At 62.9% G+C, this 17,892-nt stretch carries 16 protein-coding genes; all 16 read right to left on the bottom strand.

What is annotated here, in order from left to right:
- Positions 1 to 53: 53 nt before the first annotated feature.
- Entirely contained in the window at positions 54 to 1,322 is a 1,269-nt protein-coding gene (gene metK, locus ACN9MO_RS00250) for a methionine adenosyltransferase (RefSeq protein WP_057248022.1), read from the bottom strand.
- Between the two features lie 200 nt (positions 1,323 to 1,522).
- Positions 1,523 to 1,942 (bottom strand): helix-turn-helix domain-containing protein, encoded by a 420-nt coding sequence (locus ACN9MO_RS00245; RefSeq protein ID WP_057248021.1) that lies wholly within the window; start codon positions 1,940 to 1,942, stop codon positions 1,523 to 1,525.
- Between the two features lie 145 nt (positions 1,943 to 2,087).
- Positions 2,088 to 3,683: an apolipoprotein N-acyltransferase gene (gene lnt, locus ACN9MO_RS00240; protein WP_113132046.1), complete on the bottom strand. Its 1,596-nt coding sequence runs from the start codon at positions 3,681 to 3,683 to the stop codon at positions 2,088 to 2,090.
- A 265-nt stretch (positions 3,684 to 3,948) separates the two neighbouring features.
- Positions 3,949 to 5,118, bottom strand: a complete 1,170-nt coding sequence (locus ACN9MO_RS00235) for a hemolysin family protein (protein ID WP_113132045.1) — start codon at positions 5,116 to 5,118, stop codon at positions 3,949 to 3,951.
- A gap of 12 nt (positions 5,119 to 5,130) precedes the next feature.
- On the bottom strand, positions 5,131 to 5,637 hold the full coding sequence (gene ybeY / locus ACN9MO_RS00230; RefSeq protein WP_112994132.1) for an rRNA maturation RNase YbeY: 507 nt from the start codon (positions 5,635 to 5,637) through the stop codon (positions 5,131 to 5,133).
- 18 nt (positions 5,638 to 5,655) lie between these two features.
- Positions 5,656 to 6,711, bottom strand: coding sequence for a PhoH family protein (locus ACN9MO_RS00225; RefSeq protein WP_057248017.1), 1,056 nt, complete (start codon positions 6,709 to 6,711; stop codon positions 5,656 to 5,658).
- Positions 6,712 to 6,738: 27 nt separating this feature from the next.
- Complete coding sequence (gene miaB / locus ACN9MO_RS00220; protein ID WP_113132044.1) at positions 6,739 to 8,139, bottom strand: tRNA (N6-isopentenyl adenosine(37)-C2)-methylthiotransferase MiaB; 1,401 nt, start codon at positions 8,137 to 8,139, stop codon at positions 6,739 to 6,741.
- Between the two features lie 70 nt (positions 8,140 to 8,209).
- Positions 8,210 to 9,001 carry a lysophospholipid acyltransferase family protein gene (locus ACN9MO_RS00215; protein WP_113132043.1) on the bottom strand — a complete coding sequence of 264 codons (792 nt, stop codon included), beginning with the start codon at positions 8,999 to 9,001 and terminating at the stop codon, positions 8,210 to 8,212.
- Positions 9,002 to 9,101: 100 nt separating this feature from the next.
- Entirely contained in the window at positions 9,102 to 9,599 is a 498-nt protein-coding gene (locus ACN9MO_RS00210; RefSeq protein ID WP_058323654.1) for a GNAT family N-acetyltransferase, read from the bottom strand.
- A 6-nt stretch (positions 9,600 to 9,605) separates the two neighbouring features.
- Positions 9,606 to 10,265: a tRNA (adenosine(37)-N6)-threonylcarbamoyltransferase complex dimerization subunit type 1 TsaB gene (gene tsaB / locus ACN9MO_RS00205; protein WP_058323655.1), complete on the bottom strand. Its 660-nt coding sequence runs from the start codon at positions 10,263 to 10,265 to the stop codon at positions 9,606 to 9,608.
- A 156-nt stretch (positions 10,266 to 10,421) separates the two neighbouring features.
- Positions 10,422 to 10,988: a NifU family protein gene (locus tag ACN9MO_RS00200; protein WP_057248012.1), complete on the bottom strand. Its 567-nt coding sequence runs from the start codon at positions 10,986 to 10,988 to the stop codon at positions 10,422 to 10,424.
- A gap of 166 nt (positions 10,989 to 11,154) precedes the next feature.
- Positions 11,155 to 11,646, bottom strand: a complete 492-nt coding sequence (locus ACN9MO_RS00195) for a universal stress protein (protein WP_057248011.1) — start codon at positions 11,644 to 11,646, stop codon at positions 11,155 to 11,157.
- A gap of 155 nt (positions 11,647 to 11,801) precedes the next feature.
- Complete coding sequence (gene trpS / locus ACN9MO_RS00190) at positions 11,802 to 12,866, bottom strand: tryptophan--tRNA ligase (RefSeq protein WP_113132042.1); 1,065 nt, start codon at positions 12,864 to 12,866, stop codon at positions 11,802 to 11,804.
- A 111-nt stretch (positions 12,867 to 12,977) separates the two neighbouring features.
- Entirely contained in the window at positions 12,978 to 13,370 is a 393-nt protein-coding gene (locus ACN9MO_RS00185; RefSeq protein ID WP_113132041.1) for a VOC family protein, read from the bottom strand.
- Positions 13,370 to 14,974, bottom strand: a complete 1,605-nt coding sequence (gene murJ, locus ACN9MO_RS00180; RefSeq protein ID WP_113132040.1) for a murein biosynthesis integral membrane protein MurJ — start codon at positions 14,972 to 14,974, stop codon at positions 13,370 to 13,372. The genes ACN9MO_RS00185 and murJ overlap by 1 nt, the downstream gene beginning before the upstream one ends.
- Positions 14,971 to 17,814: a [protein-PII] uridylyltransferase gene (locus ACN9MO_RS00175; RefSeq protein ID WP_058329097.1), complete on the bottom strand. Its 2,844-nt coding sequence runs from the start codon at positions 17,812 to 17,814 to the stop codon at positions 14,971 to 14,973. Before ACN9MO_RS00175 ends, murJ begins: the two co-directional genes overlap by 4 nt.
- Positions 17,815 to 17,892: the final 78 nt, after the last annotated feature.

Genomic DNA, 17,892 nt, shown 5'->3' with positions numbered 1-17,892 from the left:
GGCCGCTGCGCTATCTTCAATGCGCGGCGTTACACGCCACGCCAATCGCAGGATTACGCGGCTGCCCGGCCGTTGACGGCACCGCTCTGCTCGATCGCAGCCTTCAGCGGCTTCACCAGATCGAGCTTCTCCCAGGAGAAGGAACCGTCGCGGCCAGCCTTGCGGCCGAAGTGGCCGTAGGCAGACGTCTTGGCGTAGATCGGCTTGTTGAGGTCGAGGTGACGGCGAATGCCAGACGGCGACAGGTCCATCGTCTTGCGGATGGCCTGCTCGACCTGGTCTTCCGAGACCTTGCCGGTACCGTGCAGGTCGACATAGATCGACAGCGGCTGGGCAACGCCGATGGCGTAGGAGAGCTGGATCGTGCAACGATCGGCAAGACCGGCGGCTACGACGTTCTTTGCCAGGTAGCGCGCGGCATAGGCAGCCGAACGGTCGACCTTGGTCGTGTCCTTGCCCGAGAAGGCGCCGCCGCCATGGGGCGCAGCACCACCATAGGTGTCGACGATGATCTTGCGGCCGGTGAGGCCGGCGTCGCCGTCCGGGCCACCGATGACGAACTTGCCAGTCGGGTTGATGTACCAGGTGCAATCGTCGGCGATCTTCAGATCATCGAGCGCTTCGCGGATATAGGGCTCGACAACCGAGCGAACCTTGGCCGAATCCCAGGTGTCATCGAGATGCTGCGTCGACAGAACGATCGAGGTGACTTCCGCCGGCTTGCCATCGACGTAGCGCACGGTGACCTGGCTCTTGGCGTCCGGACCGAGCTTGGCGACTTCGCCTTCGCCCTTCTTGCGGGCGGCGGCGAGCAGATTGAGGATGCGGTGCGAGTAGTAGATCGGCGCCGGCATAAGTTCGGCGGTCTCGCGGCAGGCGTAGCCGAACATGATGCCTTGGTCGCCGGCACCCTCTTCGCCCTGCATGTCGGCAGCGCTGTCGACGCCCTGAGCGATGTGGGCGGACTGGAAGTGCAGAAGCACGTCGATCTTGGCCGTCTTCCAGTGGAAGCCGTCCTGCTCATAGCCGATCTCGCGGATCGCCTTGCGGGCGGCGGACTTGAACTTCGAGGGGTTGATGACGTCGTTGCCGTCCTTGTCCTTCTTCAGAAGGCTCGGCGGCAGGCGCACTTCGCCGGCGATGACGACGCGGTTGGTGGTCGCCAGGGTTTCGCAGGCGATGCGAACGCCCCACGGGTCGACACCGGTCTTGGCCGCTTCGCGGTAGACCAGATCCACGATCTCGTCGGAGATACGGTCACACACCTTGTCCGGATGACCTTCGGCTACAGATTCACTCGTGAACAGGTAGTTTGCACGCATGCGGGAAGTCCCCTCAATGAAGAAAAAGCGCTGGCATGGTGTTAGTGGTTTTGCGCCCGAAAAACAAGCGCACAACGACATAAATATATCTTTATATCACCATCAGGGCCAATCACTTTGGCGCGCCCGGAGAAAAGCGCGCATGAAAAAAGCGGCACAAAGGCCGCTTTGTTTTCAAGTCCCGACGGGGAACGTTGGAACTATTCGCTTTCTGCTTCCGCAGCGAGAGCCTTGACCAGATCGACAAGCCGGCGGCGAACCTTCGGATCGGTGATCTTGACGAAAGCGCGGTTGAGTTGCAGCCCCTCGGAGGACGACAGGAAATCGACAACGTAGTTGGAACTGGACGCTTCTGCCATGCCGGGCTGACCGGTACCGCTATCACCCGGGGCATCTTCGAAGAAGAAGGAAACCGGAACATTCAGGATGCCCGAAATGTTCTGCAACCGGCTCGCGCCGACGCGATTCGTGCCCTTCTCATACTTCTGGATCTGCTGAAAAGTGATCCCCAGACTTTCGCCGAGCTTCTCCTGGCTCATGCCAAGCATCGTGCGGCGAAGACGAATCCGACTACCGACATGAATGTCGATCGGGTTCGGCTTCTTTTTGTTTTCGATCATATCTGCGTTCCCAAACACGCTGTTTCGTTTGATCCACCGCCCGGCATGAAGCACCGCTCACCGAGGCGACCGCCACGGTGATACGACAAAGCCGCCACAACAAGGACGATGGTGCGGACCACTATGCAATTTTAGGGGTTTTAGGTCAATTCTTCCTAATATTAAAACCAACACGCGAAAACACTGCAACCAGAAGGAGCAAGAGTGCACTCAGCCAGAAGATTCGGCTTCGCATAGCGTCGTCCAAAGGCGTAGGCATCTTTCCCGGCAGAAGTGTGTCGACCACTCCCCTATAATTGTAAGACAATCCTACCATTAAAACCCCACGTGCATCAACAATTGCTGATATACCGCTGTTGGCTGCGCGGATCAGGGGGGTTCCGGTCTCGATGGCGCGCAGTTGTGCCTGATGGAAATGCTGGCGCGGACCGGGCGTGTCGCCGAACCAGGCATCATTGGTGATGTTGAGAAGCGCATCCGTTCCGCGCGCGGCCCCGTCGATCTCGTCGGGGAAGATCGCCTCGTAGCAGACCAGCGGATAGAACTTCCTGCCGCCGGGCAAGGTCAGCAGCGAGCGGCTCTTTGCCGCCGAAAAGCCGCCCGGCATGGAGGCGGCGATGGAACTCAAGCCCCAGGACGACAGCACCTCCTCGAACGGCAGATACTCGCCAAACGGGACGAGATGCACCTTGTCGGCGGCACCAATGATCTGGCCGCGGCCATCGATGACATAGATCGAGTTGTAGTAGCGCGGCGGCAGGCCGGCGCCCGCGTCCTCGGCGCGCACGGCACCGGCGATGAGGATCTGATCGTCGTCGAGTACCTCGGCGATGCGCGCCAGGGCGTCGGGATTGTCGGTGAGGATGAAGGGGATCGACGTCTCGGGCCAGACGACGATGTCCGGGCGTTTGCCGCCGTTTTCGGGCGCGGTAGCAGTGAGCGAAAGATGTTCCTCGAAGACCGCCGCACGCTCGCGGTCGTCGAGCTTTTTCGCCTGATCGATCACCGGCTGGACGAGACGGACCGTCAGCGGCGGCTCGGCCGCAGGGGGGGCTGGCTGTGCCAGGCGATAGAAGCCGAAGCCGACGTGCGCCGTGAGGAGGACGAGTGCGGCCGCGAGACCAATCCGACTTCCCCTGCCGGTGGCAATGAGTGCGGGTGCCGCGAAGACGAAGACCGCCAGCACGTTGATGGTCGCAAGATTGACGACGCTTGCAGACTGCATCATCAGCGGCATCGGCATCGCCGCATAGCCGATGGCATTCCAGGGAAATCCGCTGAAGAGGAAGCTGCGCAGCCATTCGCAAAGGCCAAAGGCCAGAGCAAGCGCCGCGATCCGCCCGACACCATCGGACCAGAACAGGCGCGCGATCAGCGTCGCGAGCGCATAAAAGAGCGCCAGGAAGGCCGGGAGACCGACCACAGCGAGCGGCAACGCCCAGGCGAAGTCGTCGGCCTCCACCAGGAGCGCGTTGCCGAGCCACCAGAGACCGCCGAGGAAGTAGCCGAAGCCGAACCACCAGCCGATCGCCGCCGCCGGCCAGAGCCGCCTGACGATGCCGCCATCCGGATTTCCGGTCGCGCCGTCGAGCAGCCAGACGAGGATCGGGAAAGCGACGAAAGCAAAGGCGAAGATGCCGAAGGGCGGTTGCGCCAGAACCGCGAGAAGCCCCGCAAGGAACGCGAGCAATGCCCTCGGGAAACCGGAGAGAAGCATCACCCTGCCAGCCAGTCTTACCATGCAGCCTCCAGTCGATCCCGGCCGCTAGCCGCGGCGCCGGAGCGAAACAACAACCGAATCAATCGGCGCCAGTGTTCCAAAAAACCGGCTGCTTGTCCCCTTCAGGGGCGGATTTGGATATGGAAGGCATGTGCTCCGGCTTGGGTCGAGCCGCCGGTCCTTGAGAACCGCGTTCAAGCCGGGAGACGTCAAGTGGATGGGTGAGAGGCATCTGCCCCGCGCACCCTGCCCCGCGCACATGGAAACGTGCGCGGGAGCCGAACGATTATTGCTCGTCGGCCGCTGCTTCGGAAGATGCTGCACCGTTGGCACGATTGACCATAACCGTCTCCGGAACGGTTTCACCCTCCGGCCGCAACGGGCGACGGCGAGCCGGCGGACGCTTGCGCATGATGCGAACGCGTTTCACACGACGCGGGTCGGCGTCGAGGATCTGGAACTCGAAGCCCGGAATGGCCTGAACGACCTCGCCGCGCACCGGAATGCGGCCAAGCGAGGCGAAGATCAGGCCGCCGAGCGTGTCGACGTCTTCGAGTTGCTCACGCACGTCAAAATCGGGGCCGATCGCCGCGGCGATCTCTTCCAGCTCGACGCGAGCGTCGGCGAGGAAAACATCGTCCGAGGTACGGGCGAACATCACTTCGTCATCGTCGTGCTCGTCCTCGATATCGCCAACGACCATCTCGACGATGTCTTCGAGCGAAACGAGACCGTCGGTGCCGCCGTATTCGTCGATGACGAGCGCCATCTGGATACGGGCGGCCTGCATGCGCTGCATCAGGTCCGAGGCCAGCATCGAAGGCGGCACGAACAGGAGCTGGCGGACGATGCCCGCCTCTTCCAGCGACTTGCCGAGATCGACGCGGGAGAGGTCGAAGCTCGCCTTCGGCGATCGGGGCGTCTTCTCGGTCTTTTCGCCCGTGACCGTCACGGCAGTCGGCGCCTTGCCGTTGCGGCGCCGGTTGCGGGCCTGCTTGGTGACATAGGAAAGCAGGTCGCGAATATGCACCATGCCGCGGGGATCATCGAGCCCTTCGTTATAGACCGGCATGCGCGAGCGGCCGGACTCCTCGAAGATCACCATCAGCTCGCCGATGGTGATGCTCTGGTCGACTGCTTCGATGTCGGCACGCGGGACCATGACGTCCTCGACCCTGATCTCGCGGAAACGCAGGATGTTGTTGAGCATCGCCCGTTCGCCGGGCGAGAAAGCCGTGTTGCTGTCGGCATCGGTCTGAAGCGCGTCGGCAAGATCCTCGCGCAGGCTCGATGGACTTGCGCCGCGCAACAGGCGCGCGGCCCGGCTCCAGAAGGTAGAAGTGGATTTCGTGCCCTCGTGTCGAGTGGCGGTGCTACTACTGCCCGCCTCCGCCTCTCCGGAGGCTTCTGCCTCCTCGGTCGCCAGCGCGACGGGCTGTGTTTTGTAATCGCTCATCGGTCCAAACTGTTAATCCGGGGTACGATCCCCGTAGGGGTCAGATAAGCCAAGACGCGCCAAAATGCGAGTCTCCAGGCTTTCCATTCTTTCGGCTTCGTCATCTTGCATATGATCATAACCGAAAAGATGCAGGAATCCATGCACGAGAAGATGCGTCAGATGCGCATCGAAGGATTTCTCGAGTTCCACGGCTTCGCGCTCGAGCGTCTCGCGGGCGACGATGATGTCGCCCAGCATCGGTCCCGGCATCGCGCCCGGCTTCACCGGGAAAGCGGGGAAGGACAGCACATTGGTCGGCTTGTCCTGGTTGCGCCATTCGGCGTTGATCGCTCGCATGGAAGCGTCGTCGGTGAAGACGAGGGAAAGTTCCGGCGGCATCTTCGGCAACGGCTGCTTCTCTTCGGCCGCGAGATAGGCTGCAGCCGCTTCGAGCACGGGCGATGAGAAGGCAAGCAAGGCCTCTTCCTCGGGCCAATTGCCTTCTTCCACGCTGATCTGGATGTCCAATGCCGTCATGATCGCAACGACCGCCGATCAGCGGTCGCTCTGCTCGCTTTCGTCGTGAACGGCCGTGTGGGACTCGTAAGCCCTGACGATACGCGCCACCATCGGATGACGGACGACGTCGACGTCCTTGAAGCGCACCACCGAAACACCCTCGACGCCCCTCAGGATCTGCAGGGCCTCGACCAGGCCGGACTTGACGCCGCGCGGCAGGTCGACCTGGCTCGGATCGCCGGTGACGATCATGCGGCCGTTTTCGCCGAGACGGGTCAGGAACATCTTCATCTGCATCGATGTCGTGTTCTGCGCCTCGTCGAGGATGACGGCGGCATTGGCGAGGGTACGGCCGCGCATGAAGGCGAGCGGCGCGATTTCGATGACGCCGGCGGTAATCGCCCGTTCGACCTTGTCACCCGGCATCATGTCATAGAGCGCGTCGTAGAGGGGCCGGAGATAGGGGTCGACCTTCTCCTTCATGTCGCCGGGCAGGAAGCCCAGGCGCTCGCCTGCCTCGACGGCAGGACGCGAAAGCACGATACGGTCGACGGCGCCGCGCTCCAGCAGCTGTGCTGCATGGGCAACCGCGAGATAGGTCTTGCCGGTACCAGCCGGACCGACACCGAAGACGAGCTCGGAACGCTCGAGCGCGCGGATATAGGCATCCTGCGTCGGCGTGCGGGCGACGATCGTCTTCTTGCGCGTCGAAATCTGCGCCATCGTCAATTTGGCTTTTTTCTCCATGGTCGGTAATTGTAGCTGATCGTCGGCAGCGACCGCCATCCGGATCGCGCCTTCCACATCCGACGTATCGATCGATCCGCCGCTCTGCAACCGTCCATAGAGAAAATCGAGAGCGCGCCGCGCCTGATTGGTGGCGACGACATCACCTGAGATCGCAACGGAATTACCGCGCGGGTGCGCTTCGATCCGGAGCCGCTCTTCGAGGAGCTTCAGATTCTGGTCGAACTGCCCGAAGAGTTCGCTGGCGAACCGGTTGTTCTCGAACGTGAGCACGAAGTGATTGGCGTCTGTCGCAGTTGTTTTCGACTGGCGCGATGATGAAGAGATCAGTTCGTGTCCGTTCAAGCGGTTCAGGCTCCTTGTGTTCGGTCCTTACCCGATCATCTCCGCAAACAGGCTGTTCGGCCCGGCCTTGATGATTCGCACCTTGATAATGTCACCGATTTGCGATGCTTTTGCATCAACATTCACGGGCTGCAGCCAAGGGGAACGCCCGACGAGCTGGCCCGGCATGCGTCCTGCCTTCTCCAAAAGCAGGTCGATTTCGCGGCCGACGCAGGATTCGGCGAAGGCGCGCTGCTGCGAAAACAGCAAAGCCTGCAATTTTTCCAAGCGCTTGGCCTTTACGTCCTCGGGAACCTGGTCGCCGAGCTCGGCGCCGGGCGTGCCGGGGCGTGTCGAATATTTGAATGAAAATGCCTGTGCATAACCCACGGCCTCGACCAGGCGCATGGTGTCTTCGAAGTCCTCGTCGGTCTCGCCCGGGAAGCCGACGATGAAATCGCCCGACAGTGCGAGGTCCGGCTGGACCGCGCGGATACGCTCGATCAGCGCCAGATATTCGGCCGCGGTGTGCCTCCGGTTCATCGCCTTCAGGATGCGGTCGGAGCCGGACTGCACGGGGAGGTGCAGGTAAGGCATCAGCTTGCCCATCGAGCGATGCGCTTCGATCAGGCTGTCGTCCATGTCGCGCGGGTGGCTCGTCGTGTAGCGGAGCCGCGCAAGCCCCTCGATCTCGCCGAGACGCGTGAGCAGGTCGCCAAGCCCCCATTCGCGGCCATCGGGTCCGACGCCATGCCAGGCGTTGACGTTCTGGCCGAGCAGGGTGATTTCACGGACGCCGCCATCGACCAGCTTTTCCGCTTCAAAGACGATCTGCGCAACCGGGCGGGAAACTTCCGAGCCGCGCGTATAGGGCACGACACAGAAGGTGCAGAACTTGTCGCAACCCTCCTGCACCGTCAGGAAGGCGGTGACGCCGCGGGCGCGGGTCTTCGCCCTGTCGGGCGCCGGCAGGTGTTCGAACTTGTCCTCGACGGCATAGTCCGTCTGGACGACGCGCTCGCCGCTGCGGGCACGTTTCAGTGCTTCCGGCAGGCGGTGATAGGTCGTCGGGCCGATCACCAGATCGACCGCCGGCGCGCGCCTGAGGATCTCGTCGCCTTCGGCCTGTGCGACGCAGCCGGCAACGCCGATCACCATCTCGCGGCCTTCCTTGGCCTTCGCCTTCTTCAGGTCACGCAGGCGGCCAAGCTCCGAATAGACCTTCTCCGCCGCCTTCTCGCGAATGTGACAGGTGTTGAGGAGCACGAAGTCGGCATCCTCCAGCACGTCCGTCGAGACATAGCCGTCGCGCGACAAGGCATCCGACATGCGGTCGGAATCATAGACGTTCATCTGGCAGCCATAGGTCTTGACAAAGACCTTGCGGGCCGGCGCGCGCTCGTCGCCCGTTACGGGCGTTGTCGACAGAAGGGCTGTATCCTGGGTCATGGCGGCTTACTTAGTGCAAAGCGGCCCGAAGTTGAAGTATTTTCGGCACGGCTGCCTTTGCCGGCAGGCGTCAGGTCCGTCCGCGCAACCGGTCCGACAGCATGCTACGGATGCGCTGTTCGACTTTGCGGCTCACTTCCTTGCGATTGGTGTGCCGATCGTAGTCGATGGCTTCACCGAAATCGACGTCAACCTCGATCGCCCCTTCGCGCAGGATGCCGAGCAGATGCGGCACCAGTTCGGTGTCGCCCGGCCATGCGGCAATCGGCCGATTGAAGCGACCCATCGGCATGCCGTGGATGCCCGTATAGGAGATGGCGACCGGCTGGACATGCACGAGCCCGGTCGGCGAATGCGGCACGGCGGAAGCAGCAGCGCCGAAGAGCGAGGTCTTGATCTCCAACAGGCGGTTGCCATCCGAGGTCGTTCCCTCCGGAAAGAGCACGACGATTTCGCCCGACGCCATGCGCTGACCGATTTCGCTCACCTGCTTGCCGGTCGAGCGCTTCTGCTCGCGCTCGACGAAGATCGACGCCTGCAATCGTGCGAGGTGGCCGAAGACCGGCCAGCTTTTCACTTCGGACTTTGCGACGAAGACGACGTCGGTGACCGAGGACAGTACCAGAATGTCCTTCCAGGAGGCGTGATTGGCGCAGATGAGCAGCGGCCGCCGCCGCTCGACCTCGCCGTGAACCCGCACCTTAATGCCGAGAAGGTAGCAGGCGAGCCGATGCCAGTATCGCGGCAGCCGGCGACGAAGGCTCAGGTTGAGCCAGAGGCAGACGATCTGGATCGGCATCAGAACAAGCGAAACCAGCGCCAGAAGCGCTGCGAAGATCGCAATCCGTAGCCAATTGATCATCCGGAAAGAGTTCCCGCGCGCATCCTTGAAAAGTTAGAGCGGGATGCGGGCGGAAAACCGCATACACTTTTCCTCATCCCACGCTAATCCGCGCTTGGGACTAGCGAAGATCAAGCCGCATGACAAGCGCGGCAGTCCGCTGGCCGGCCTTGTCCTGGTAATAGGCGCGGCGTTCGCCGACCTTGTTGAAGCCGAGCTTACGGTAAAGCCCGATCGCCGCTTGATTGGTCTCGTCCACTTCGAGGAACAGCGCTTCGGAACCCTTGACCAGGGCCTCGCGCATCGCCGCCTGCATCAGCCGCCAACCGAGACCGGAGCGCGCATAACGCGGCTCGACGCCGATCGTCAGGATTTCGGCCTCGCCGGCGACGGCGCGCGACAGGACGAAACCGCCAAAGGCCGGACGGAACGAGCCGTTCGTCTGGCGGGCGACAAAACCGAATACAGTGTCCTGCACCAGCAGCGCGTGAATTTCGCCGTCGGTCCAGGGGCTTGCAAAACGCTGGCGGTGCAGCGCTGCCGCCGCGAGAAGGTCGGCTTCCTCCAGCGGAAAAATGTCGAACTCGGTACGGCGGGTGAAGTAATCGGTGAAGCTCATCTCGGTCTACGCTCGGGCAATCGCGAAGCCCGCCTGCGGCTTGGCGTCGGGGCCTCGGAGATATAGCGGTCGCGGCTTGGCCGAGGCTGGATCAGCAGCGGCGCCGAGCGCGGCGACAAAGGCAACATCGATGAGTTCGGAGGGTTTGGCAGGGGCATTCGGGGCAACGAGAGCCGCGCCGGAGCCGCCGATGACGCCATCAAAGCCGGAGAAGCGTTCGCGCGCCACCTCGACAGAGAGCGCTTCGGGCTCACTTATGGCATCACCGGTCGCGCCGAAAGCCTGGACATAGACTTCGTCCCGCTTGGCATCGATGGCCACGAGGATGTCCCTGCCGGGCGCTGCAGCACGTATGCCTTCAGCCAGGACCGCGAGCGTCGAGACGCCGACCGCAGACTTGCCGAGCGCCAGCGCCAGGCCACGAGCGGCCGCCACTCCGACACGAATGCCGGTGAACGAGCCCGGACCGACGGTGACCGCGATGCGGTCGATATCGGCAAGCGATCGGCCAGCCGCGGCCAGCGCCTCGTCAACGAATTCCATCAGCCGCTCGGCATGACCTTTGCCGAGATCGGCGCCCGAGCGCCCGAGCACAACAGCCGCTTCGCCGTCGTAGACGGCAACGGAGCAGCCGGAGCCGGACGTGTCGATCGCAAGTACAATCATTTCAACGCTGGATCTTTCAGACGCCACAAGCCGCAAGGCCGACCAGGCTTTGCGGCAAAATCGATACTACTCGGTCAGGTCAGGATGCGGGCGGAAAACCGCGCACATTTTTCTTCATCCCGCCCTGGTTCGCGAGACGCCGGACGGCGTCCGGTGTCAGACGGCCTCGACGGCTTGCACCTCGGGAACGAAATGGCGCAGCAGGTTCTGCACGCCATGCTTCAGCGTCGCGGTGGACGACGGGCAACCAGAGCAGGCACCCTTCATGTTGAGGAAAACGGTGCCGTCCTTGAAGCCTCGGAAGGTGATGTCGCCACCGTCCTGCGCAACGGCCGGGCGCACGCGGGTTTCCAGAAGCTCCTTGATCGTGGCAACGATCGTCTCGTCACCTTCGTCGAAGAACTCGTCTTCCTGATCCGACTGCTCGGCGCGGCCGCTGCCAGCCATGATCGCCTGGCCCGACATGAAATGCTCCATGATCGAACCGAGGATCGCCGGCTTGAGGTGCTGCCACTCCTGGCTTTCCTTGCTGACGGTGATGAAATCGTAGCCGAAATAGACACCGGTGACGCCCGGGATCGAAAACAGCCGTGCCGCCAGCGGCGAGCCGGCGCGGGCTTCTTCCTCGTCGCGGAATTCGGCGGTGCCGTTTTCCATAACAACCTTGCCCGGCAAAAACTTCAGCGTTGCCGGGTTCGGCGTGGCTTCGGTCTGAATGAACATGTCTGTCTCCGTTTCGCCGGGAGCGACAGTCGCCCAGCTCTTTAGAATTATTCAAAAGAATATAGGGGCATGGCCCTCTGGTCGCAAGAGTACATAAAGCGGGATGAGGAAAAGTGTGAGCGGTTTTCCGTCCGCATCCCGCTTGGTCCATGAAAAGCGACGCCGGTCAGCTGAGCGCGTCGATCTCCTCGTCCGTCAGGGCATCGGGGATAACCGTGACGGGGATCGGGAAGGCGGCAGCCTTGCCGGCGATCGACGACACCAGGGGGCCTGGGCCCTCTTTTGCCGATCCGGCGGCGAGCACCAGAATGGCGATGTCGCGGTCCTCCTCGATCGCCGCATGGATCTGCTCCGTGGCAGTTCCCTCGCGGATGACGATCTCGGGTTCGATACCGATCCGTTCGCGGACCGACTGGGCCACCTTCGCGAGCGTCGCTTCGGCTTCCTCGCGCGCTTCCGCACGCATGATTTCCTCGACCCCCAGCCATTGCTGGAAGTCGCCATCGGCGATCACATAGAGCAGGACGAGACCGCCATTGGAGTTCTTGGCGCGCATGCCCGCATAGTGCACGGCGCGCCCGCATTCCGGGGTATCGTCTATCACCGCCATGAATTTGCGGCGGTGACCTTCAAGTCGAGAGAGTCGGGTCGAGACCATAGGGTGAACAATACATCCCGGGTTGGCCGCCGCAAGGTCTGATTTTCGCGTTTCGGAGCGGGACACGGAAAAGTGCCCGTAGCCTTCCGCTCTTGGTCCGCTCCGACTCCTGAACCGAAGTGAATCCGGGTCCCCGAGGACCCGGATTCAGTCAACTACTGCAGAAAACCGATGATCTCGCGCACTTCGCTCATCGTCTTTTCCGCCCGCGCCCGCGCCCGCTCGCCGCCATCGCGGAGAATGGCGTCAATGTGAGCGTTGTCGCCCATCAGGCGGCGCATTTCGGCGGTGATCGGCGACAGGACCTCGACCGCGAGGTCGACCAGAGCCGGCTTGAAGACCGAGAACTGCTGCCCGCCAAACTCGGCGAGCACCTGCTCCTTGGTCTTGTCCGACAGCGCCGCATAGATGCCGACGAGGTTTTCCGCTTCCGGACGACCCTTGAGCCCTTCGACCTCGCTTGGTAGCGCATCCGGATCGGTCTTGGCCTTGCGGATCTTCTTCGAGATCGTCTCGGCGTCGTCCATCAGGTTGACGCGCGAAAGGTCGGACGGGTCGGATTTCGACATCTTCTTCGTGCCATCACGCAGCGACATGACGCGCGGCGTCGCGCCACCGATCAGCGGCTCGACCGGCGGGAAATAGGCGTGGATCGGCTCTTCGCCGACAACCATATCGACACCGTAGCCGGCGCTGCGGATATGCTCCATGAAGTCGATATTGAACTTCTGGGCAATGTCGCGCGTCAGCTCCAGGTGCTGCTTCTGGTCGTCACCGACGGGAACGTGGGTGGCGCGATAGACGAGGATGTCGGCCGCCATCAGGCTCGGATAGGCGAGCAGACCGAGCGAGGCGTTCTCGCGGTCCTTGCCGGCCTTGTCCTTGAACTGCGTCATGCGGCTCATCCAGCCGATGCGGGCGACGCAATTGAAGATCCAGGCGAGTTCGGCATGCTGCGGCACGGCCGACTGATTGAAGACGATATGTTTCTTCGGATCGATGCCCGAAGCGATGAAGGCGGCGGCGATCGAGCGGATCTGCCCCTTCAGGTCCTCGTGCACGAGCTGAGCCGTGATCGAGTGCAGGTCGACGACGCAGTAGATGCAGTCGTTGTTTTCCTGCAGCGCCACGAACTTGCGGATCGCACCGAGATAATTGCCGAGATGGAGATTGCCCGTCGGCTGTACGCCGGAGAATACGAGCGGCTTGAATTCGTTCATGTCGTCCTCAATAGGCTGGTGGAGGGCCCCAGGGCTTTGTCGCCCATGTAGCTAACGGCATGGCTTATGCACGGGTGGCGGTAGGCAATCAAGAGGTCGCCGCAGCCTCGTCTATTCCGCCGGTTGCAGCAGATCCCAATGGTTGCCGAACGGATCGCTGAAGACCGCCACCGTGCCATAGGGCTCGTGGCGCGGCGCTTCCAGAAAGGCGACGCCTTCGGCCAGCATCGCCGCATGGTCGCGAGCGAAATCGTCGGTAAAGAGGAAGAAGCCGACGCGGCCGCCGGTCTGGTTGCCGATTGCCGCCTCCTGCCGTTCGCCGTCGGCCTTGGCAAGCAGCAGCGAAGTCTCGACCGCGCCCCTGGGACGGACGACGACCCAGCGCTTGCTGTCGTCGAGCCTCGTGTCTTCCACGAGGTCGAAGCCGAGCTTGCCGCAATAGAAGGCGATGCCGGCATCGTAGTCCGGCACGACCAGGGCAATGCGTGCGATCGTCTGGCGCATCAGTCGCTCGCCTCCGGTGCTGCAGCGGGTTCTGCCGGTCCTTTGGCCTTGCGCTTGATGCTGCGGCGGATCATGCCGAGGCTGGCGCCGCCGAGACCGAAGGCGAGCGCGAAGTAGATCACCATCGCCACCGAGACCAGACCGAGCAGGGTTACTGCCCGCGTCACGAGCGGCGCGGCGGAAGAGAGCTCGAAGGCGAACCAGTCGATCGCGAAATACAGCGCCGCGGCCATACCGGCCGCCGCGATGGCGAGGCGCGGAATGCGGGTCAGCAACGGGATGTCCCTGCCCCAATGGCCGCGCCAGACAAGTGTTGCGAAAAGCAGGACAGCGTTGACCCAGCCGGCAACGATCTCGGCCGTGGCGATGCCGCTTGCGCCGAGCCGCGGAAACAGAGTGAGCGCCAGCGAGACGTTCACAACGACGGAGATGGCAGCGAAGATCATCGGCGTGCGCGTATCCTCGCGCGCGAAGAAACCGGGAATGAAGGCCTTGATCAAGACGAAAGCCGGCAGGCCGAGACCGTAAATCGCCAGGATGTGACCGACGATGACGGTCGATTCCGGCGAGAACTTGCCGCGCTCGAAGAGCAGCCGAACGATCGGCTCGGACATGACCAGAAGTGCTGCTGCCGCCGGCAGCGTCAGGAACAGCGTGAACTCGACCGAGCGGTTCTGCAGGTTCGACGCTTCGTTGACATTGCCGGAACGCAGCGCCCGGGCAAGTTCCGGCAGGAGCACGGTTGCCACCGCGATGCCGACGACGCCGAGCGGAAGCTGGTAGATGCGGTCCGCATAGACCAGCGACGAGACCGCGCCTTCGCTCGCCGAAGCGATATTGGTATTGATCAGGAGGTTGATCTGGGTGATGCCGCCGGTGATTGCCGCCGGCAGGGCGAGCACCAGCAGGCGCCTGACGCTGGCCGTCATCTTCGGCCGGCGGAGGCCGATCTTGATACCGGCGTCGCGCACGGCGATCCAGACGATCGCAAGCTGCACCAGACCGGCCGCCATGACCCCCCAGGACAGCGCATAGCCGACGGCCACGGGATCTTGGCCCTCATACCAGGCGTAGGCCAGCACCCCGATCAGGATGACATTGAGGAACACCGGCGCAATCGCTGCCGCAAAGAAGCGATGCAGCGAGTTCAGCATGCCGCCCATCATCGCCGCCAGCGACATGCAGGCGAGATAGGGGAACATGATGCCTGCAAACACGATGGTGTTGCCGAGCTTTTCCGGATCGTCGGCAAAACCGGGGGCGATCAGGTTGCTGACGATGAAGGGCATCGTCAGTTCCATCGCGATCGTCAGGAACAGAAGCACGGTGAAGAGGACGCCGAAGACTTCCTCGGAAAAGCGCCGCGCGCCCTCCATGCCGTTCGCCTCGATCTCCTTGGCAAAGAGCGGCACGAAAGCGGAGTTGAAGGCCCCTTCGGCAAACAGCCGGCGGAAGGTGTTCGGCAAGCGGAAGGCCGTGTTGAAGGCATCGGCGACCGGGCCGGTGCCGAGGGCAGCGGCCATGAAGGTTTCGCGGATAAAGCCGAACAGGCGGCTTCCAAGCGTCGCGCCGCCGACGGTTGCAAATTTCTTGACCAGACTCATGTTTCGGCTTTTGTCGTTCTTTGAGCGGAGGAGACACCCGGTGGCGGCGCGATGATGCCGGAGGGCATGCGGTCGCGGGCTTCGTCACCCTCTCCGGCCATGACGGCCTTGAGGCGGGCGGCAATGTTCATCTGACGGTTCTCGCTCGTCACCTTCTGACCGACGAGGTCGGTGACGTAAAAGGTGTCGATCACCTTCTCACCGAAGGTGGTGATGTGCGCCGAGGCGATATCGAGCGAGAGATCGGAAAGCACCGCAGTGATCTCGGACAAGAGGCCGGGACGGTCGAGGCCCTCGACCTCGATCACCGTAAACTTGTTCGACAATGTGTTGCTGATCGTCACCTCGGGCGTCACGGTAAACGCCTTGGTGCGTTTTTTCACCTTCGTCCTGCTGGCAATCACTTCCGGCAGGCGTTTGCGGCCGGCAAGCACGTCCTCGATCAGCTTGCCGATGCTGCCCGCTCGCCGCATCTCGTCGCCGTCGACGGCGAACTCACGGTTCACCAGGATCGTATCCAGCGCCCGGCCGTCCGAGGTCGTGAAGATCTGGGCATCGACGATGTTGGCGCCGGCGGCAGCGCAGGCGCCGGCGATCACGGTCAGGAGACGCGGATGGTCGGGCGAGAGCACGGTGATTTCGGTGATCGCATGGAACTGGTGGGTGCGCACCATCGTCGCCAGCGCCTTGTCGGCGGCGTCCGCTTCACGGATGAAGCGTGCATGGCGCACCTGATCTTCGAGCGCCACCGTCAGCAGATAGGGCTGATAATGCAGGCGCACATAATCGTCGCGTTCCTTCTCCGTCCAGTCCGTCAACGCCTCGCCAAGCATGATCGCGGCATGCGCGGCGCGCTCCTTGCGCGACAGTTCCGAGAAGCCGCCCGACAGCAACAGTTCGGTCTCGTAATAGAGCGTGCGCAACAGCTGCCCCTTCCAGCCGTTCCAGACGCCGGGACCGACGGCGCGGATATCGCAGACCGTCAGGACCAGCAGCATCTTCAGCCGGTCGAGCGACTGCACCCGCTCGGCGAAGTCGACGATCGTCTTGCGGTCGTTGAGGTCGCGCGTCTGGGCGACCATCGACATCAACAGATGCTCCTCGATCAGCCAGGCCACGAGTTCGGTCTGCTTTGGCGACAGCCCGAAACGCGGGCAGAGCTTGCGCGCCACCTTTGCGCCGGCGGTCGAGTGATTCTCGGGCCTGCCCTTGGCGATGTCGTGCAGCAGCACGGCGACGTAGAGCGCCTCGCGCTCCTCGATCCCCGGCATCAGCTTGGCGACCAGCGGATGCGCCTCCTCCTCGATGCCGCCTTCGATGCGCGAGAGCACGTCGACGGTGCGCAGCAGGTGCTCGTCGACCGTATAGTGATGATACATGTTGAACTGCATCATCGAGACGATCTTGCCGAAATCCGGAATGAAGCGGCCGAGCACGCCCGCTTCGTTCATGCGCCTGAGGATCAGTTCCGGCTTGCGGCGCGAAGTGAGGATCGACAGGAAGAGGCGGTTCGCCTCCTCGTTTTCCCGAAGGGCCGGCTTGATCAAACTCAGCGACCGCGTCACCTGGCGCAGGGCCGCCGGATGGAACTCGAGGCCGTTGATGTCGGCGATGTGGAAGAAGCGCAGCAGGTTGACCGGATCGCGCTTGAAGACGTCAGGGCTTGCGAGTGCAATGCGACCGCCGTCGTCGACGAAATCCAGCGTGCCGGCGATCTTGCGGCTACGATGGGTGAAGCGGCCGATGATGCCGGAGATGCCGGGGGCATCCTTGGCCTGCTGGTCTTCGAGTGCGGCGCAGAAGATGCGGGTCAGGTCGCCGACGTCCTTCGCCACCAGGAAGAAGTGCTTCATGAAGCGCTCGACGGCGGAAAGGCCCGGATGGTCGTGGTAGCCCAGCGCTTCGGCGATCTCCCGTTGGATGTCGAAGGAGAGCCGCTCTTCCGCCTTGCCGGTGAGGAAGTGCATGTGGCAGCGCACAGCCCAGAGGAAATCCTCGGCCTTCTGGAAAAGCTGGTACTCCTGCCGCGACAATACCCCGACCTTCACGAGGTCGGCGGTGTCCTTGAGGCGGTAGAAATATTTGGCGATCCAGAACAGCGTGTGCAGGTCGCGAAGACCGCCCTTGCCTTCCTTGACGTTCGGCTCGACGAGATAGCGCGTATCACCCGCCTTACGGTGGCGCTCGTCACGCTCGGCAAGCTTGGCGGCGATGAAATCCGGGCCTGTGTTGCGCACGATTTCATGATCGAAGCGCGTTTCGAGCTCGGCGCTCAGCGTCTCGGAGCCGCAGATGTAACGCGTCTCGAGAATGGCCGTGCGAATGGTCATGTCGGCGCGCGACAGGCGGATGCATTCGTCAATGGTGCGGGTGGCGTGGCCGACCTTGAAGCCCAGATCCCAGAGGATATAGAGCATGAACTCGATCGCCGGTTCCGCCCACACGGCCTTCTTGACCGGCAGCAGGAACAGAAGGTCGATGTCCGAGCCCGGCGCCAGCGTGCCGCGGCCATAACCGCCGACCGCAGCCACCGCGATGCGCGAGGCCGGCGGCGCATTGGCAGCGTCGAAGATCTCGTTCAGCACGAAATCATGCAGTACGGTGATCAGCTGATCCTGCAGCCAGGAAATGCGCTCGGCGCACAGAATGCCGGCTCCGTCGGCATAAAACAGTTCGCGCGCCTTGGCCCGGCCGGCGACGTTTGCCTGCTTGAAGGCGGCCAGCAGCGCCTGGCGCATCGGCTCGCGCTGCTCGGCATGGGCCGAGGCGATGAAGTCGCATTTTGCCCGGAGCGCTGCGACATCGAGGATTTCGGGAAAGAAAGTTTCGTGTCTGCCCATGTAGTGCCGAGGGGCGTCCTGTCCGACTGGTTGCGTGGTCGCTCGCGATCGAGCGCTCCTGCATGATCCTTACGACCG

This window comes from Ensifer sp. R-19 (assembly GCF_049905105.1).
Lineage (GTDB): Bacteria > Pseudomonadota > Alphaproteobacteria > Rhizobiales > Rhizobiaceae > Ensifer.
Note: the sequence above shows the minus strand (reverse complement) of the source record. Positions and strands in the feature narration are given on the sequence as shown.

Excerpts from the sequence above, each read along its gene's own strand:
- metK (WP_057248022.1), bottom strand. The coding sequence starts at position 1,322 with ATGCGTGCAAACTACCTGTTCACGAGTGAATCTGTAGCCGAAGGTCAT.
- ACN9MO_RS00245 (WP_057248021.1), bottom strand. The coding sequence starts at position 1,942 with ATGATCGAAAACAAAAAGAAGCCGAACCCGATCGACATTCATGTCGGT.
- lnt (WP_113132046.1), bottom strand. The coding sequence starts at position 3,683 with ATGGTAAGACTGGCTGGCAGGGTGATGCTTCTCTCCGGTTTCCCGAGG.
- ACN9MO_RS00235 (WP_113132045.1), bottom strand. The coding sequence starts at position 5,118 with ATGAGCGATTACAAAACACAGCCCGTCGCGCTGGCGACCGAGGAGGCA.
- ybeY (WP_112994132.1), bottom strand. The coding sequence starts at position 5,637 with ATGACGGCATTGGACATCCAGATCAGCGTGGAAGAAGGCAATTGGCCC.
- miaB (WP_113132044.1), bottom strand. The coding sequence starts at position 8,139 with ATGACCCAGGATACAGCCCTTCTGTCGACAACGCCCGTAACGGGCGAC.
- ACN9MO_RS00215 (WP_113132043.1), bottom strand. The coding sequence starts at position 9,001 with ATGATCAATTGGCTACGGATTGCGATCTTCGCAGCGCTTCTGGCGCTG.
- ACN9MO_RS00210 (WP_058323654.1), bottom strand. The coding sequence starts at position 9,599 with ATGAGCTTCACCGATTACTTCACCCGCCGTACCGAGTTCGACATTTTT.
- tsaB (WP_058323655.1), bottom strand. The coding sequence starts at position 10,265 with ATGATTGTACTTGCGATCGACACGTCCGGCTCCGGCTGCTCCGTTGCC.
- ACN9MO_RS00200 (WP_057248012.1), bottom strand. The coding sequence starts at position 10,988 with ATGTTCATTCAGACCGAAGCCACGCCGAACCCGGCAACGCTGAAGTTT.
- ACN9MO_RS00195 (WP_057248011.1), bottom strand. The coding sequence starts at position 11,646 with ATGGTCTCGACCCGACTCTCTCGACTTGAAGGTCACCGCCGCAAATTC.
- trpS (WP_113132042.1), bottom strand. The coding sequence starts at position 12,866 with ATGAACGAATTCAAGCCGCTCGTATTCTCCGGCGTACAGCCGACGGGC.
- ACN9MO_RS00185 (WP_113132041.1), bottom strand. The coding sequence starts at position 13,370 with ATGCGCCAGACGATCGCACGCATTGCCCTGGTCGTGCCGGACTACGAT.
- murJ (WP_113132040.1), bottom strand. The coding sequence starts at position 14,974 with ATGAGTCTGGTCAAGAAATTTGCAACCGTCGGCGGCGCGACGCTTGGA.
- ACN9MO_RS00175 (WP_058329097.1), bottom strand. The coding sequence starts at position 17,814 with ATGGGCAGACACGAAACTTTCTTTCCCGAAATCCTCGATGTCGCAGCG.